The sequence below is a fragment of the Roseburia sp. 831b genome (assembly GCF_001940165.2).
GTDB lineage: Bacteria > Bacillota > Clostridia > Lachnospirales > Lachnospiraceae > Roseburia.
The window spans coordinates 2,810,001-2,826,550 of record NZ_CP135162.1 but is presented as its reverse complement, the minus strand read 5'-3'; the positions used below and the strand labels follow the sequence as shown (position 1 = coordinate 2,826,550).

The window sequence follows — 16,550 nt, the reverse complement described above, 5'->3', positions numbered from 1 at the left end:
TAGGACTCGTTTTTTTTCATAATTAACCGTCATTATGAACACCTTTCTATCTTAACAAATTAAAAAATGTCAATCCTATTATAGAATATCATAAAAAAGTATGATTATCCATTTTGTTTTTCCACTAAAAAAGGAAGATATGGAATTTTCCTTTATCTTCCTATGCTTTAAAACTTCTTAGGATGTTTCTATACAATATTCTCCAACCCCTTATGCAGCCCAAACAGCGCAACCGTCACCGCACACGCCACAAAGATATTCACCGTAAACAAAGTTCCTTTTCCAACCCACGCAAATACGAAAAGTAAAAGTGTGACCACGATAACACCCGCTATTTCCGCACCTCTTTTTTGCATCTTCTCCTTTTCCATGGCATTTTTTACAATCGTATTTACAATCAAATTTGCCACCAAGATAATCACTACAATTGATAACGCCGTCCAAGCACTGATGGCAATATTCAGATTGACCTGCCCGCCCACGATTGCATTTTTTATCATCTCAATAGTATCTCTCGACAGCACAATATTAATCGCAAACAAAATAGAAAGGCATAGACAAATCATATCCAATTTTTCCACCAGTTTCTGCTTCGGTGTCTTCTTCGGAAGTGTCTCAATCACACTGTCACAAAATTCCTTATAATCCTCTCCAATTACTGCATCAATTCCCTCGCCGCGCTCCTGCGCCGCCAGCACCATCTCTGTCAGGTCATGACGAACCGATTCCACATCATAATCGGTTAAATCAGACCCCCTCAGATAACAGATCATATCTGTAAATTTTTCCTGGTTCTCTTCTAAAATCTGCTCATCCAGACGATTATTTTCCTTCTGTAACATTCTTGTTTTTCGCATCATGTTCCATGCCCTCCAATTCCATCTTTGTTTCTGTAAAAATACGATTGATTGCTCCGGACAGCTCCTGCCAGCTCACATAAAACTGTTCCAATTCCACTTTTCCCTCCGGGGAAATAGAAAAATATTTGCGCTTCGGTCCAACTGGTGACTGGCGGTGCTCCGCCGTAATCAACCCATTTTTCTCAAGCCGGAGCAAAAGCGGGTAAATCGTTCCCTCCGAAATGTCCGAAAAACCGTATGCACGCAGCTTTTCAGATATCTCGTATCCGTATGTCTCCTTCTCGCTGATAACCTTTAAAATGCAGCCTTCCAGTGTCCCTTTCAGCATTTGTGATGGTATCACGTTTCTTCCTCCTCTATCTTGCAATACAAAGTAGCTTTTGCTATATTGTATTGCAAGATAGTGAATTTGTCAATCTATTTTTACTCCGCAGCCAGAAAATCAAACTGTGACATATAGAGGTCATAATATTCGCCCTTTTTCTCAATCAGCTCATCATGATTTCCGCGCTCTAAGATGCTGCCTTTATCCACGTACATGATGCAATCCGCGTTGCGAATCGTGGAAAGACGATGCGCGATGATAAAAGAAGTTCTTCCCTTCAACAACTCGTTTAATCCTTTCTGTAAAAGAAGTTCCGTCTCCGTATCGATACTTGAAGTCGCCTCATCTAAAATCAGGATTTTCGGGTCGGCAAGCAATGCTCTCGCAAACGAGATTAACTGTCTTTGTCCGGCGGACAGACGGCTTCCACGCTCGTTGACCTGCGTGTGGTAACCATTCTCCATGCTCATGATAAAATCGTGGGCACACACCGTTTTTGCTGCTGCAATCACTTCTTCCTCCGTGGCATCCTGTTTTCCATAACGGATATTGTCTAATATGGTTCCGGAGAAAATGAAGCTGTCCTGCATCATAATTCCCATCTGGGTTCTGAGTGAATGAAGCGTGACGCCTGCAATATCCACTCCGTCGATGAGGATTTTTCCACTGTTTACGTTGTAAAACCGGCTTATCAGATTGACAATCGTGGTCTTTCCTGCTCCGGTCGGTCCGACAATCGCGTAGGTTTTTCCTGCTTCCGCCGTAAAATTGATGTCTTTTAAAATACTCTGCCCCTCTTCGTAGCCGAATGTCACATGCTCAAACCGGACTTCTCCTTTAATTTCCGGCATTTCTTTTGCGTCCGGTGCATCTTTTACCAGAACAGGCTCATCAATCGTCTCAAAGATTCGCTCCAAATAAGAGATTGCGGTCAAAAGCGTATTATAAAATCCCGCCAATGTGTTAATCGGTGTCCAGAATCTTCCAATGTATGCTGTAAACGCTACCAGCACACCGACGGTCAGGTTTCCGTCCGGTGCTAAAATCCAGCGCACACCAAGAATATAAACTGCGATTGTAGTTAATGTGGAAATAATATCCACGCTCGGTCCCATTGTAAAATTGTATGTAACCGCACGCATCCAGGATTTCCGGTAATTTTTACTCAAATGGTTGAAAATTCCGGTATTCTCCTCCTCACGCACAAAAGACTGCGTTACCTGGATTCCGTTGATACTCTCGGCGATGTAGGCATTTAAGTTTGACTGCTTATTGCTCTGAATCTGCCATGCCACACGCTGTTTTTTCTTGATGAAGACAATGACAAGCACAAGAAACGGCAGACCGCAAAGGCAGATTAACGTGAGCCTTGGGTCTAAATACAGCATGAATATCAGAATGAAAACAAGGTTACACATATCGGTAAAAGTATTTACAATACCGTTGCTGAGCAGGTCGCTTAAACTATTGACGTAGTTGACGACACGCACCTGAATCTTGCCATGTGGGCGGTCATCGTAGTAAGAAAACGGCAGTTCCTGCAAGTGTGCAAAAATATCGGAACGAATCTGGTGAACAATATCCTGTCCCACCACGCTCATTGTCTTTATTTTTATGCGCAATGCCCATGCAGAGAAAAACGCGATGAGCAGCGTCAGCAGGCTATAAACTACAATCATTTTCATATCTTTTTCCGGGATACAGGTATCCATTACATTCTGTAAAAAAATCGGTATCAGCATTGTCGCTGCCGAGGAAAGAAGCATCAGAACAATAACGCCTGCCATTTTCTTTTTGTAGGGCGCAATGTAGGACGCTAAGCGTTTTAACTGGTTGATGTCGAAGCTGTCCTCTAATACTTCGTCCACATCATAACGGTTTCTAGCCATTCTGTTTTCCCCCTTTCTTGTAACTTCCGTTCTTGATTTCCTCCGGCACTTCTCCATACTGGTGATGGAACGCCGAAGCATAGTAACCGTTCGCTTTTACAAGCTCCTCGTGCGTTCCCTGCTCCACGATTCTGCCGTTGTCCATCACGAGTATTTTATCTGCATCTTTAATAGAAGAAATCCGGTATGCAATAATGAAAATCGTACAATCCTTTTCAATTCTGCCAAGCTGCTCCTGAATGTAGCTCTCCGTCTCCATATCCACCGCCGAAGTCGTATCATCCAAAATTAAGATGGATGGATTTTTCAAAAGAGCACGCGCCAGCGAAATACGCTGTTTCTGTCCACCGGAAAGACCAACGCCACGCTCGCCGACAATCGTATCGTACCCTTCCGGGAGCTGCTTGATAAAGTGGTTTGCGTCCGCCTTGATGGCTGCCTGGCGCACCTCCTCAAAGCTGCTGTCCGACCTTCCGTATGCGATATTTCCCTCGATTGTGTCCGAGAAAAGGAACACATCCTGCATCGCCATTCCAATATTATCGCGAAGTGCATACAAATCCATCTCCCGCACATCCGTGCCATCCACCAATACCTGCCCCTCCGTTGCATCATAAAAACGGCAGAGCAGATTCATCACCGTAGATTTTCCTGCTCCGGTGGAACCGATAATTCCTACCGTTTCTCCCGGCTCTACTTTAAAATTAATATCCTGAATGATGTCCTCATCATCCGCACGGTACGAAACATCCCGAAACTCAACGGCACCCTTTAACTGCTGCCGTTTGTGTTCACGCACCGGTGTTTTGACATCCGGTTCCTCGCTGTATGTATGGTAGATTTTTTCAACCGAGGTCACAAAATTGCCGATGTCATTGACCAGCCATCCCGCCATACGGAGCGGCGTATTCAGCATCCAGAGATAACCGTTGACCGTTACAAGCTGTCCCAATGTAATCTCGCCCTGAATCACCATGTAGCCGCCGTATAAAATCAGAATCACCGTCAGCGCATAGGAAAGCACTTCAAAAATCGGCACATATTTCATCCAAACTCTCGATGCCGCCACCTGCGCATCGCGGAATTTATCATTTTCTTTTTCAAAACGCTCAATCTCATACTGTTCACTCGCAAATGCCTTTACCACGCGGTTTCCGCTGACATTTTCCTGCACAAACGCATTCAGGGACGAAAAGCAGTCCCGGTTGCGCTGGAACGCCGGATAAACATCCTTCGACTGAAAATACGTGCACAGCGCCGTAAACGGAAGCACCGCCACCATGCAGAGCGCAAGCTTCACATTCACCGTAAAAATCATGATGAGCGCAAACAAAAACATCAACGAATACTGATAGACATTATAAATAACATACGCCACAAAATGCCGGATAGCGTCCATGTCCCCTGTCTGACGGCTCATCAGATCACCCGTCCGCTTTTTGTTGTAAAATGCGAAATCCTCCTCTAACAGCTTCCGGTAGACTTTGTCACGCATATCGTAGAGCACGCCCTGTGACGCTGTCTCAAAGACAAGCTGATAGAAGAAACGTAAGATTCCGAGCACAATCGTCACGCCCAACAGACAGGCAACCATCGGCATCAGCAGGTCATAATTTTGCCCCTGAATAACCTGATCGACAATCTGTCCGGACAAATATGGATTGACAACCAACAATACAGCTAATATTGTAGTCAAAACCATTCCCAGAACCATCAACCCTCTGTATTTTTTCAAAAAAGAAAAAAACCATTTCATTGGTGTCATTTTCATACCTCCTCGTTCGCACCAAATTTTGTTGTGTACCCTAGTATAAAATGTTTTGCCAAAAAAGAAATGTACTATCTTGCCCCTTTGATGTCACATTTTGTTTTACTTTTCTTTTGGAAAAAGATACAATAGAATTAGAATTTTTACTTGGAAAGGACGCCACTATGCGCTGTCGGAATGATTTAATTGAGAACTTTAATCCAACCTTTCTATTTATCTGGTCTGCGACGAGGACGCACGATGAGCTGTCTTATCACAGCCACGACCATATTGAGATGGATTTTATTTTATCGGGAAATGGTACTTACCTGATTGACGATAACTATTATGAGGTCAGCGAAGGCGATTTGATTATTTTAAATCCCGGCTGCAAACACCAGTCTCTCGTCACCTCGCCGGGACATCCCGCCACTGAGTTTTTCGTGGGATTTTCCGATGTGCAGTTCCGCGGGTATGAGAAAAATATGATTCCGCTCCCATCGGGCAATTTCATCCTGCACACGACCGGTGAACTCCGCCAGAAGCTTTTTAAAATCTGCACTTCCATGTCCTTAGAGAACATGACTTATCAGGAAGGACGCTACTTTATGCTGCAGTCCTACCTCATGCAGATGCTGCTCATCATCCTGCGCGAACAGTTTAAACCGGAAGGCTCCGCTCCCGGATGTTCCTTCGACTCCACCAACAAAAAATACGTGGTCGAGCAGATTGTCAATTATTTTGAGGATCATTACGCAGAAAAAATTTCCTTAGACCGCATCGCAGAGAATATGTATCTAAGCCCGTTTTACATCTCAAAGATATTTAAAAGCGAGACCGGCGATACCCCAATCCGCCACTTAATCAACATCCGGCTGGAAAAAGCGAAAGAACTGTTAGAAAACGGCTGGAACGGCAGCATCCAGGAAGTCGCATCCTCCGTTGGCTACGATGACGTCTACCATTTCAGCAAGCTTTTTAAGAAAAAATATGGGGTTTCCCCATCGAAGATTAAAAAGGAAGTGTAACAAAAAATCCCCGCACAACTTTCACATCCGGTTCACGCAGGATTCCGTGAAAAATTGTGCGGGGATTCTTCCTATTTTGCCTGATTAATCCATGCTTCTAACTGCTCTTTTGGCAGGAAACCAATCTGCTTATCGACAACCTGTCCGTCTTTCAGTAAGTACACTGCCGGGATGTTCATGATGCCGTACTCGCGGGTGATTCCCGGATTCTGGTCTACATCAATGTTGTAGAACTTCACATCGCCCTGGCTGTCGGATATTTCCTCTAACACCGGTGCTAACATCTGGCATGGTCCACACCATGTTGCCGAAAAATCAACTACTGTTGTACCTGTTAATGCTTCTGCCTTAAATTCTGCTTCGTTTACTTTCTTTACCATAATAATCCTCCATTCCTGCGCTTCTTTGCGCATATCAAATTGGTATACAACATGTGAATTTTTCACACGATATCCTTTTTCATTGCTGCTCTAGTCTGCACTCTCTCGTTTGCATTCACTCACATATGCCACTGCAGAAAGTGCTGCCACATTTCCTTCGCCTGCTGCCTTGATGTACTGGTACGGCGCACCTGTGATGTCTCCGCATGCAAAACATCCTTTTAAATTGCATGCCATCTTTCTATCTACTTCGACATGATTGCCATCTAGCTTTAATCCCGGAACCAGCTTGTCCGGTGAAACACATTCACGCAGCAAAAACACTCCGTCAACTGCTAACTCCTGCTGCTCGGTCACAAATGCCTCCACCTTCATGCCACCTTTGATTTCAAGCGGCTTCTCATGAAGCACCTCAATATTTCCCGGTAACTTTACCTCCCCATTATACATCGGCAGGTAATAAACCTTATCCGCCACCTCAGCAAGAAACGCTGCTTCTGCCTCTTCCTTTGCGGAAAAACCGACCACTGCTGCCGTTTTTCCTTTATATAACGGCGCATCACAGGTTGCGCAATAGCTGACCCCTCTTCCTAAGAGTTCATTTTCACCCGGATACGGCTTTCCAAAATTGACACCGGTTGCCAGAATTACAGATGTAGTTTCATAAAAATTCCCGGCAATCTGAAGCTGATAGGAATCTCCCATCTGGTAAATCGCCGTCACCATCTCATCCATGATTTCAATCTGCATGTTTTCCAGATGTTCCGCAAAACGCTTTCCCAACTCCTCACCGCCAATATCCGGCAGGCCGAGATAATTTTTAATGGTATGTGCCTTCTGCACTTTCGGGCTCAAATCCTTACTTCCAATCAGCAAAATCTTCTTGTTTCGAATTTTCGCTGTGATAGCTGCTGATAATCCAGCCGGTCCGGTTCCAATAATTGCAATATCATAACGCTCACCCATTTCGCATTCCTCCTGTTTGTATCATTCCTATTTTTATAAAAAAGATACCAGCTATCTTCAAATTTACATAAATTTAATTGAACTCAACCGATTTTTCCCAGAAAAAGGAAATCCACTTTTCGAATTTCCCACTTCTTTTTCTCAAAACTGCTGCAACATCTTATCCAGCAATTTCCTTAACTGTAATGCTTCCTCCGGTTCTAGCTGCATCTGACAGGACATTGCCTCTGGAACTTTTACAATTTCTTCTTTTAGACTGCGTCCCTGCTCGGTCAGCTCTACCATCACAACACGGTCATCTTCCCTGGTTCTATATTTGTGAATCAATTTCATCTGTTCTAACTTCTTCACAACCGGCGTCATTGTCCCGGAATCCAGATGCAATTTCTGTCCCAGTTCCTTGAAAGTGATACTTTCCTTCTCCCAAAGCACCAGCATTGTGATGTATTGCGTATAGGTCAGGTGAAATGGATCTAACACTGGCTTGTATTTCTTGATAATTTCGCGCGAGATTGCGTAAAATGGAAAACAAAGCTGATTTTCTAATTTGAGTTTCTCATACGAATCCATCTTCTTCCCCTCCCTTTTGAATCTCTCACTTTAAATGTGTTAAATTTAATTGAACTCAATTGATTGTGAATTCATAATAACGTATGCTCTTACTTTTGTCAACTGTTTTTGTAACTTTGTGGGAACATTAGAAAATTGTAAGCTGCTTTTTGCCCCCAAATCCTATAAAGTCCAAAAAACAGGGTAAGCCTCGCTTACCCTATTCTGCCTTACTCCAAAAATCAACCGGCTCATAATCCTGCAATTTCGCCAGATAACCTTTTTCTTGTAATTTTTCCTGAATTAAATCCAGCAAAGTCTCCGTCTCCGCCAAAATCGTATGGTAATGATACCCTGATGTTACATTTTTGAGCAACGAAGATTTTCCGGATCTGATTTCTTTCAAATAATTGACAATGTCAATACGCGACTTGATATTCAGTTCTGCGCGCACAACTCCATACACTTTATGGTATACAAAAACATCTTTTACCTGTCCGCCATAATCTACGATGGTACTCAGTTCGTCCTCCACATCTTCATCCTCGTGCATAACTTTAAATACACGGCTGACCTGTTGTGTCTGCTGGTGCACCAGATAACCTCTGTTTGTGGAAAAAATATCAACGCCGTTTGCACGAATTAATGCGATGTCCTGTACAATCACCTGTCTGCTGACCTGAAATTTCTCAGCAAGTGTTACACCAGGAATCGGTTTTTCACTCTGTGAAAGTAACTGCACAATCTGCTTTCTTCTTGTTTCCCCGCTCATGTTTGTTCCTTTCTTTTATTCTCATGCTCTTGGTAATGCTGCTTTCAGCATTACGCGCCTAAAACCTCTCTAAATAATACTATATCGCTCTCTTCCAAAAACGTCTAGACTGCATGAAGATTTTTTAAGGAAATATCTAAAATCGGTGCGGAATGTGTCAATGCTCCACTTGAAATAAAGTCCACTCCAAGGTCTGTCAAGCGGCTGATATTTTCCTTTGTGACATTACCGGAAACTTCCACTTCTGCTTTTCCATCAATGATGTGCATCGCCTCCTGCATCTGCTCGTGGCTCATGTTATCTAACATGATGATATCTGCACCGGCTTCTACTGCATCTTTTACCATCTCAAGCGTCTCAACCTCGACCTCGATTTTACGGACAAAAGGTGCATACTCTTTTGCCATTGTGACTGCTTCCTTCACGCCACCGGCAGCTCCGATGTGGTTATCCTTTAACAACACACCATCGGAAAGGTTGTAACGATGATTGTTTCCACCACCGATGCGAACCGCATATTTTTCAAAAATACGATTGTTTGGCGTTGTTTTTCTGGTATCTAAAAGTTTTGTCTTGCTTCCTTTTAAAAGTGCAGCGACAGAATGTGTATAGGTTGCAATTCCGCTCATTCTCTGTAAATAATTAAGGGCTGTACGCTCTCCGCAAAGAAGGGTACGGATGTCACCGTGTACCTTTGCCATCAGCTGTCCTTTTTTTACCTCATCTCCATCTTTTACAAAAAATTCTACCTCTGTCGTCTCATCTAACAGCGTAAACACCCGCTCAAATACCTGGAGACCGCAAATGATTCCGTCTTCCTTACAGATAAGGTCTACTTCCCCTGCCTGTGGATGCGGCATCACACTGTTTGTCGAGACATCCTCGCTCGTGATATCCTCTCTTAATGCACTCATGATAAGTGGATCTACATTTAATTTTAACGTAACCTGATCGTACATACTGTTTCCTCTTTCTATTTGATATTCTTATTTTTCATTTCAGCACTTTCTTTCACATATCTCATGCATGTCATCAAATGCAAGATTTATGCTAATTTTGACTGCTGTTCCGCTTTCTCCATCTCATCCCAGACTGTCTTTTCGTATTCTTTTGCCAGCTCTTCTTTATTCTGGTACTTACTCAAATCAACCTGTTCAAACACACTGCTGTCATGGCGACAGGCGGATTGTTTTGCAACCATGTCCTGTGCCGCTCTTTTTGCAAAAACAAGGCTCTCCAGCAATGAATTGCTTGCCAGACGGTTTCGTCCGTGTACACCGTTGCATGCTGTCTCACCAACTGCATAAAGCTGGTTCATACTTGTCTTGCTGCGATGATTTACCTTGATTCCACCCATAAAATAATGCTGTGCCGGAACAACCGGGATGCACTCTTTTGTCACGTCATAACCCATCTCGCGGCAATGTTCTACAATGTTAGGAAAATGACTCTTCAGTTCGTCCGCTGGAATCGTACGCAAATCCTCCCATACATAATCGGTATGGTCTTTTTTCATTTGCTCATGAATTGCCTCTGTCAAAAGATCTCTTGGCAAAAGTTCATTGACGAAACGATTCATATTTTTATCGTAAAGTTTCGCACCTTCTCCACGCACAGATTCTGAAATCAAAAAGCTTCGATCTTCCTTTTTCTCTGAATAAAGTGTGGTTGGATGAATCTGAACATAATTGATATTTTTTAATTCTACACCATGACGTGCTGCAATCGCAAGTGCATCCCCGGTCAAATGGCGGAAATTCGTAGAATGTCTGTAAAGTCCGCCAATTCCACCTGATGCAAGTACAGTATCATCCGCTTCCACTAATTCAATGCTTCCATCCTGCATTCTCAACACTGCACCATAGCAGGTGTTCTCTTTTTCCACAATATCCAATAAGGTTGTGTACTCCATTAATGTGACGTTTGGTAATTTTTTCACCTGCTCTAACAGATGGCTTGTGATTTCTTTTCCTGTAATATCCTCATGAAATACAATTCTTTTCTGGGAGTGAGCGCCCTCTCTGGTAAAAGCTAACTCACCGTTTTCCTCTCTTTTAAAATCAACTCCATAGGATAACAAATCACGAACGACATCCTGGGAAGAACGAATCATGATTTCAACTGATTTTTTGTCATTCTCATAATGACCTGCCTTCATCGTATCCTCAAAATAGCTGTCATAGTCGGACTCATCTTTCAACATACACATTCCGCCCTGCGCTAAAAAAGAATCATTGCTCTCTAGGTCTGCTTTGGTAATAACGGTAATTTGTTTGTCTCTTGGAAGCTGTAATGCACAATATAAACCGGAGCATCCGCTTCCTACGATTAAAATATCAGTTTTCATATTCTCACAACTTTCTTCTTTACTCTTGGTAAAGCATTTCTCTTTTTATTTATTTTCCAAGTTCTAGCATCCGCTCTAATGGTTTCATCGCTGCTGTGCGAACCTCCTCGGATACGTTCACCTCATTGGCTCCCGTTTCTAGAACTTCCTTTACTTTTTCTAAGGTAACGAGTTTCATATCGTTACAAATCTGGTGGTTAGAAATGGTGTAAAATTTTTTTTCCGGATTCTTTTTCTTTAATTCATAGAAAACACCAATCTCCGTTCCAATGATAAATTCTTCCGCTTTCGCATTTGTTGCGTGGTCAATAATCCCCGCTGTACTTCCAATATAATCAGCCTCTTCCAAAATATCTTTGGTACATTCCGGGTGAACCAGAAAACTGGCATTTGGGTGTTCCTTTTTTGCCTTTAAAATCTCTTCCTTTGTCATAGCATTGTGAATTGGGCAGTAACCATCATTTAACATAATATTTTTTTCCGGCACCTGCTCTGCCACGTAACGTCCCAGATTTCCGTCTGGAATAAAGAAAATATTTTTGTTTGGCAGTTTTTTCACAATCTTCACTGCATTAGAAGATGTCACACAGACATCCGCATGCACCTTAATCTCGGCAGTGGAATTGATATAACAGACAACCGCAAGGTCATCGTACTGCGCTCTCATCTTCTCAATCTTTTCCACATCAACCATATGTGCCATCGCACAATCTGCGGCTGCATCCGGCATTAGAACTGTCTTCTGTGGATTTAAAATCTTTGCGCTCTCTCCCATAAAAGATACCCCGCAAAAAACAAGCGTATCCGCTGACACCTCTGTCGCAGCCTTGCTTAAATAAAAGGAATCCCCGACATAATCTGCAATCTCCTGCACCTCATCCGGCACATAATAATGTGCGAGAATTACTGCATTTTTCTCTTTCTTCAACTTCTGTATTTCTTCTGCTATCGTCATACATTCTCTCCTCAAAATGGTTCCTTTGAAATTACATGTTTTGTATTATATCACTTATCTTGTCATGTGACAAGACACATGTAAAATCAGTTGTATTTTGTCTGAAATTACATCCATTCCTTCTGGATTTGTGGGATTTTCCGTTTTCTTTTACAATGAAAAATATATCGGTTTTTCTCTTTCTTCCATTGACAAATGCCCGGTTTTTTACAAACTTTTAAAGATTGCTTGCTTTTATAATCTGAAAACGATATAATTTTTCTGATAGGCTGACATTTGTAGTTATAATATTTTAAACTTAGGAGGATTTTGTTATGGAAAAGGGAAAATTAGGTTTACGCGTATCATTCTATGGAGTTGTTGGATTTATCCTTGCATTTATGGGATATAGCACCCTGTTATTTTTACTGTTAGGTGTCGTGCTTCTCGTAGAAAAAAATGAATGGGCAACACGTCAGGTTATTCAGGCTCTTTGTCTTTGTCTGATTGCTTCTTTCATTTCTAGTATTTTAAACATTACAGACTTTGCGTATAACATTCCATTTATCAGCAGTGTATGGAGCACCATTTTAAACATCATCAATTCTTTGATTGATTTAATTGTTTTCATTTTCTGTCTTGTTGGTTTGTTTGCAAATATGAAGGGAAACGACGCAAATATTCCTCTCGCTGGAAAATTTGCTGACTGGGCTCTTGGTATTGTAAACCAGGCTCCAAACTTTAATCAGGCTCAGGGATTCAACCAGCAGCCTAACAACTTCAATCAGGCTCAGGGATTCAACCAGCAGCCTAACAACTTTAACCAGGCTCAGGGATTTAACCAGCAGCCTAACAACTTTAACCAGGCTCAGGGATTCAACCAGCAGCCTAACAACTTTAACCAGGCTCAACAGCCTAACCAGAATCAGCAGCCTGACCAGAATCAGCAGCCTACTCAGAATCAGTAATTGATTTAAAAGAGATTCTGATTCAATCATTTATTCAAGTTTCGTATTTGATTCTGATTTAGATTCACAGATTTAAAAAAGTCCCCGATTCGTGCCATAGAAAAAGTTAGATTAGACATCTAACAATTGCTGCTAGTACAAATCGGGGACTTTTTGTCTCCTATTTATAAAAATATTTTTTCTGTTACTTGATTTCCTTAGAAAGGATTATCCTCTTTTCTATCTTGATAAATAATTTATCTTTTATTGTGACACACTCTTTTGAACAATATTACAGATAGATGCAATTACGCCATACAGAATTCCGGCAATCGGCCATACAATCCAGGTGAATCCCCAATCCATTGTCCAAAAGCTCCAACCCAAATAAATTACGGTTGCAATTGGCCAATAAATTCCACCGATAACATCCATTAATTTCTGACTCTTTTTTCCTTCTTTTGAAAACTCCTCTTCTTGAAGTAATATCTTTAGCGAATTCACGGTACTGCCACCTGCAATGAAAAACCAGATAGAAACAGAAACCATAACCAAAAGAAAAATAAGTGCATATGCAGCATACAAATCATCATCAAACATTGCTCCAACAACTAAGAAGGGCATTACAGAAAAAATGCAAAGTAAAATTCCAATAATAAGTTTCAAGGTTGCCTTTGGCTTCTCCTGCTCCTGTCTTTGTTTCAAACCCTCTTTAAAAGCAGCATCCATCTGAAAGTTTTCTTTTTTCATGTATTCATATTTTTCCATCTTCATGCCATTCCAGCAAAACATCACAACCGCAATTGCAACGAGTAGGAGTAACGGAATTAATCCAAACAAAACAATCATGCCATCTGAAATACCATTTTTCGAATAATCCTGAAGTGTACCTATATAAATAAGCGCACACGGTGACAAAATGCATAACATAACGCCAAATGATACCCATATGGATGTTCTCCTTGACATTTCAATAAATGCTTCCGCCTCTTCCCTATCCACATAACGGGATGTATCCCGTTCTACATTCTGATGATTTACAACCTGTGAAATTCCCAACTCTTCTGCTAATTCTTCAAGGTTTCCAAATTCAGAAATCACAATTCCGACTGCTTCATTTTCTTTCCTGCCTTCCGCTATCAATTCCTGAAACTTATCTTCCATCATGTTACCAAGTTCCTGCTTTGCACGCAAAACTTCCGGTGTTTGTGGTAATTGCAAAAACATATTTTCCAAATAATTGAATATTGTCTCCATCCTAAACTCCTCCTTTTTTCAATTCCCATTCTTCGCATTCATCTACAAAACAAAACTATCAACAATTTCCTTTACCAAATTCCACTCCTCACATTTGCTTTTGAAAAATTCACGTCCATTTTGTGTAATCGAATAATATGTTCTTCTTTTTCCATTTGTTTCTGTTCCAAAATAAGATTGAATGTACTCAGCTTTTTCTAACCGGGAAAAAGCGGAATATAATGTCGTCTCTTTCATACTATATTTTTCATCTGATTTATCTCGGATTTCCTTTGAAATTTCATACCCGTAGGAATCTTTTTCCATAAGTAATGATAAAATCATAAGATCATTATAGCCACGCATAACGTCGCTGCTTAACACACCCTTTCCCTCCTTTTTCTTAGATATTCTAAACCCAGTCTTTCGCTGTGCAATATAAAAATAAATTTTTAAAACAACTGTCGTACTACATCTGTCGTAGTAGTTATATCATAATTACTACGACAGGTCAAGTACTTTTTCCAGACATGTTATCCATTTTCCAAAATTGCACCATGTTCTACGCAATCACGCTTTCCTGAATACTCCACCCCCACATCGGAAAATGAATTGTATTCGGTGAGCGCTATATTTTTATCATATGCCGGCCAATTATCACAAATCTTCCTTGCAAATTATCCTCATAACTTCTTCTCTTTGCATCTTCGTTTTGTTATAGTGTTCATTTTATAAAGCAAAAAAAGACTGAGTTCAAACTCAGTCTTTCCAGAGGCGACAATCGGATTTGAACCGATGATAAGGGTGTTGCAGACCCGTGCCTTACCACTTGGCTATGTCGCCGTATTCATTTTAGTATATCATTTTATAAAATATACTGTCTAAAGATGATTCTAACAAAACGTATTCTATTCGTCAATACTCTTTTTGTAATTTATTTTTTATTGTACATTCAACTCGTCTTTCAAATTTTTTTCTTTGATATTATATGCACATCACACTTCTTTTATCACACATTTTCCCACTTTTCATAATTTTTATGTGGATAATAACCTCTTTTTCTTAAAATATGTGGAATGATTGCAGAGCATTTTTTCCGCAATAGGAAATATTGTTCCTATTACAAAAAAAGACCAAGTTAAAACTCAGTCTTTCTAGAGGCGACAATCGGATTTGAACCGATGATAAGGGTGTTGCAGACCCGTGCCTTACCACTTGGCTATGTCGCCATATATATAAGTGACTCCGACGGGAATCGAACCCGTGTTACCGCCGTGAAAGGGCGATGTCTTAACCGCTTGACCACGGAGCCATAAATTTTGAGCATAAAAAAACTCCCCGAGTAGGACTCGAACCTACGACAGCGCGGTTAACAGCCGCGTGCTCTACCAACTGAGCTATCGAGGAATAAATTGAAAGTAATCAACATTTCTGTTGTACCTTCAAAACTTCATACAGATTTCTAAGAAACTTTTTGGTCAAGCCCTCGACCTATTAGTGACAGTCAACTGCACATGTTGCCATGCTTCCATCTCTGCCCTATCTACCTTGTAGTCTTCAAGGGGTCTTACTCCCGAAGGAGGGATATCTCATCTTGAGGGGGGCTTCACGCTTAGATGCCTTCAGCGTTTATCCCTTCCGAACTTGGCTACTCTGCCATGCCGTTGGTCGACAGCAGATACACCAGTGGTTCGTCCATCCCGGTCCTCTCGTACTAAGGACAGCTCCTCTCAAATATCCTCCGCCCGCGCCGGATAGGGACCGAACTGTCTCACGACGTTCTGAACCCAGCTCGCGTACCGCTTTAATGGGCGAACAGCCCAACCCTTGGGACCTGCTACAGCCCCAGGATGCGATGAGCCGACATCGAGGTGCCAAACCACTCCGTCGATGTGAACTCTTGGGAGTGATAAGCCTGTTATCCCCAGGGTAGCTTTTATCCGTTGAGCGATGGCAATCCCACTTTATGCCACCGGATCACTAAGTCCTAGTTTCCTACCTGCTCCACCCGTCGGTGTCGCAGTCAAGCTCCCTTCTGCCTTTGCACTCTTAAAATGGTTTCCGACCATTCTGAGGGAACCTTTGAGCGCCTCCGATACCCTTTCGGAGGCGACCGCCCCAGTCAAACTCCCCGCCTGGCATTGTCCCTTCACCGGATCACGGTGACAGGTTAGAAACCCAATACTGCAAGGGTGGTATCCCAACAGCGACTCCACTCAAACTGGCGTTCAAGTTTCTTAGTCTCCCACCTATCCTGTACATGCAGTACCGAATCCCAGTACCAAACTGGAGTAAAGCTCCATGGGGTCTTTCCGTCCTGGCGCGGGTAACCAGCATCTTCACTGGTACTTCAATTTCACCGGATGTATTGTCGAGACAGTGCTCAAATCATTACGCCTTTCGTGCGGGTCGGAACTTACCCGACAAGGAATTTCGCTACCTTAGGACCGTTATAGTTACGGCCGCCGTTTACTGGGGCTTAAATTCAAAGCTTCGATTGCTCTAACCTCTCCTCTTAACCTTCCAGCACCGGGCAGGCGTCAGCCCATATACATCACCTTTCGGTTTCG

15 protein-coding genes, 4 tRNA genes and 1 rRNA gene (1 of these 20 only partly in view) are annotated in these 16,550 nt (G+C 42.1%); 2 read left to right on the top strand and 18 right to left on the bottom strand.

All coding sequences use genetic code 11. The features are described 5' to 3' along the window. Positions 1–188: 188 nt before the first annotated feature. The 4 genes from BIV16_RS13085 to BIV16_RS13070 all read right to left on the bottom strand — a co-directional run bounded on the left by BIV16_RS13085 (position 189) and on the right by BIV16_RS13070 (position 4,839). A complete protein-coding gene (locus BIV16_RS13085) occupies positions 189–860 on the bottom strand; it encodes a hypothetical protein (protein ID WP_075680236.1) in 672 nt (223 codons plus the stop codon). After that, positions 823–1,203, bottom strand: a complete 381-nt coding sequence (locus BIV16_RS13080) for a PadR family transcriptional regulator (protein ID WP_075680237.1) — start codon at positions 1,201–1,203, stop codon at positions 823–825. The genes BIV16_RS13085 and BIV16_RS13080 overlap by 38 nt, the downstream gene beginning before the upstream one ends. Positions 1,204–1,283: 80 nt before the next feature. Next, positions 1,284–3,074, bottom strand: coding sequence for an ABC transporter ATP-binding protein (locus BIV16_RS13075; protein WP_075680238.1), 1,791 nt, complete (start codon positions 3,072–3,074; stop codon positions 1,284–1,286). Then, positions 3,067–4,839 carry an ABC transporter ATP-binding protein gene (locus tag BIV16_RS13070; RefSeq protein ID WP_075680239.1) on the bottom strand — a complete coding sequence of 591 codons (1,773 nt, stop codon included), beginning with the start codon at positions 4,837–4,839 and terminating at the stop codon, positions 3,067–3,069. The genes BIV16_RS13075 and BIV16_RS13070 overlap by 8 nt, the downstream gene beginning before the upstream one ends. A gap of 167 nt (positions 4,840–5,006) precedes the next feature. Between BIV16_RS13070 and BIV16_RS13065 the strand changes: the two genes are divergently transcribed. Continuing rightward, complete coding sequence (locus BIV16_RS13065) at positions 5,007–5,849, top strand: AraC family transcriptional regulator (RefSeq protein ID WP_075680240.1); 843 nt, start codon at positions 5,007–5,009, stop codon at positions 5,847–5,849. 71 nt (positions 5,850–5,920) lie between these two features. Here the strand turns inward: BIV16_RS13065 and trxA are convergent, their stop codons facing one another. From trxA to nadA, 7 genes are all read right to left on the bottom strand, one after another. Beyond that, positions 5,921–6,229 (bottom strand): thioredoxin, encoded by a 309-nt coding sequence (gene trxA, locus BIV16_RS13060; RefSeq protein ID WP_075680241.1) that lies wholly within the window; start codon positions 6,227–6,229, stop codon positions 5,921–5,923. 90 nt (positions 6,230–6,319) lie between these two features. Next, positions 6,320–7,195, bottom strand: coding sequence for an NAD(P)/FAD-dependent oxidoreductase (locus tag BIV16_RS13055; protein ID WP_075680242.1), 876 nt, complete (start codon positions 7,193–7,195; stop codon positions 6,320–6,322). 141 nt (positions 7,196–7,336) lie between these two features. Next, on the bottom strand, positions 7,337–7,765 hold the full coding sequence (locus BIV16_RS13050; protein ID WP_075680243.1) for a MarR family winged helix-turn-helix transcriptional regulator: 429 nt from the start codon (positions 7,763–7,765) through the stop codon (positions 7,337–7,339). Positions 7,766–7,964: 199 nt separating this feature from the next. Continuing rightward, positions 7,965–8,516 (bottom strand): transcription repressor NadR, encoded by a 552-nt coding sequence (locus BIV16_RS13045; protein ID WP_075680244.1) that lies wholly within the window; start codon positions 8,514–8,516, stop codon positions 7,965–7,967. Positions 8,517–8,620: 104 nt separating this feature from the next. After that, positions 8,621–9,475, bottom strand: a complete 855-nt coding sequence (gene nadC, locus BIV16_RS13040) for a carboxylating nicotinate-nucleotide diphosphorylase (protein ID WP_075680245.1) — start codon at positions 9,473–9,475, stop codon at positions 8,621–8,623. An 86-nt stretch (positions 9,476–9,561) separates the two neighbouring features. Further along, on the bottom strand, positions 9,562–10,863 hold the full coding sequence (locus BIV16_RS13035; RefSeq protein WP_075680246.1) for an L-aspartate oxidase: 1,302 nt from the start codon (positions 10,861–10,863) through the stop codon (positions 9,562–9,564). Between the two features lie 49 nt (positions 10,864–10,912). Further along, positions 10,913–11,818: a quinolinate synthase NadA gene (gene nadA, locus BIV16_RS13030; protein ID WP_075680247.1), complete on the bottom strand. Its 906-nt coding sequence runs from the start codon at positions 11,816–11,818 to the stop codon at positions 10,913–10,915. Positions 11,819–12,132: 314 nt separating this feature from the next. On the opposite strand from nadA, the gene BIV16_RS13025 reads away from it, so the two are divergent. Continuing rightward, the gene (locus tag BIV16_RS13025; RefSeq protein ID WP_075680248.1) at positions 12,133–12,765 is read left to right on the top strand and encodes a hypothetical protein; all 633 of its coding nucleotides are present in this window, start codon (positions 12,133–12,135) and stop codon (positions 12,763–12,765) included. A 243-nt stretch (positions 12,766–13,008) separates the two neighbouring features. On the opposite strand, the gene BIV16_RS13020 is transcribed toward BIV16_RS13025, so the two are convergent. The 7 genes from BIV16_RS13020 to BIV16_RS12990 form a co-directional block, all read right to left on the bottom strand. Next, positions 13,009–14,001, bottom strand: coding sequence for a permease prefix domain 1-containing protein (locus BIV16_RS13020; RefSeq protein WP_075680249.1), 993 nt, complete (start codon positions 13,999–14,001; stop codon positions 13,009–13,011). A 42-nt stretch (positions 14,002–14,043) separates the two neighbouring features. Continuing rightward, positions 14,044–14,364 (bottom strand): PadR family transcriptional regulator, encoded by a 321-nt coding sequence (locus tag BIV16_RS13015; protein WP_075680250.1) that lies wholly within the window; start codon positions 14,362–14,364, stop codon positions 14,044–14,046. A 388-nt stretch (positions 14,365–14,752) separates the two neighbouring features. Beyond that, positions 14,753–14,823: transfer RNA gene (locus BIV16_RS13010), tRNA-Cys, on the bottom strand. 315 nt (positions 14,824–15,138) lie between these two features. Then, positions 15,139–15,209: transfer RNA gene (locus tag BIV16_RS13005), tRNA-Cys, on the bottom strand. A gap of 11 nt (positions 15,210–15,220) precedes the next feature. Then, a tRNA-Glu gene (locus BIV16_RS13000) sits at positions 15,221–15,292 on the bottom strand. Between the two features lie 22 nt (positions 15,293–15,314). Continuing rightward, a tRNA-Asn gene (locus tag BIV16_RS12995) sits at positions 15,315–15,387 on the bottom strand. Positions 15,388–15,454: 67 nt separating this feature from the next. Further along, positions 15,455–16,550 (bottom strand): 23S ribosomal RNA (locus tag BIV16_RS12990) (it continues 1,792 nt past the right edge of the window).

Bases quoted from the DNA above. Each gene is read 5' to 3' on its own strand.
- BIV16_RS13085 (WP_075680236.1), bottom strand. From the start codon at position 860: ATGATGCGAAAAACAAGAATGTTACAGAAGGAAAATAATCGTCTGGAT.
- BIV16_RS13075 (WP_075680238.1), bottom strand. From the start codon at position 3,074: ATGGCTAGAAACCGTTATGATGTGGACGAAGTATTAGAGGACAGCTTC.
- BIV16_RS13070 (WP_075680239.1), bottom strand. From the start codon at position 4,839: ATGACACCAATGAAATGGTTTTTTTCTTTTTTGAAAAAATACAGAGGG.
- BIV16_RS13065 (WP_075680240.1), top strand. From the start codon at position 5,007: ATGCGCTGTCGGAATGATTTAATTGAGAACTTTAATCCAACCTTTCTA.
- trxA (WP_075680241.1), bottom strand. From the start codon at position 6,229: ATGGTAAAGAAAGTAAACGAAGCAGAATTTAAGGCAGAAGCATTAACA.
- BIV16_RS13055 (WP_075680242.1), bottom strand. From the start codon at position 7,195: ATGGGTGAGCGTTATGATATTGCAATTATTGGAACCGGACCGGCTGGA.
- BIV16_RS13050 (WP_075680243.1), bottom strand. From the start codon at position 7,765: ATGGATTCGTATGAGAAACTCAAATTAGAAAATCAGCTTTGTTTTCCA.
- BIV16_RS13045 (WP_075680244.1), bottom strand. From the start codon at position 8,516: ATGAGCGGGGAAACAAGAAGAAAGCAGATTGTGCAGTTACTTTCACAG.
- nadC (WP_075680245.1), bottom strand. From the start codon at position 9,475: ATGTACGATCAGGTTACGTTAAAATTAAATGTAGATCCACTTATCATG.
- BIV16_RS13035 (WP_075680246.1), bottom strand. From the start codon at position 10,863: ATGAAAACTGATATTTTAATCGTAGGAAGCGGATGCTCCGGTTTATAT.
- nadA (WP_075680247.1), bottom strand. From the start codon at position 11,818: ATGACGATAGCAGAAGAAATACAGAAGTTGAAGAAAGAGAAAAATGCA.
- BIV16_RS13025 (WP_075680248.1), top strand. From the start codon at position 12,133: ATGGAAAAGGGAAAATTAGGTTTACGCGTATCATTCTATGGAGTTGTT.
- BIV16_RS13020 (WP_075680249.1), bottom strand. From the start codon at position 14,001: ATGGAGACAATATTCAATTATTTGGAAAATATGTTTTTGCAATTACCA.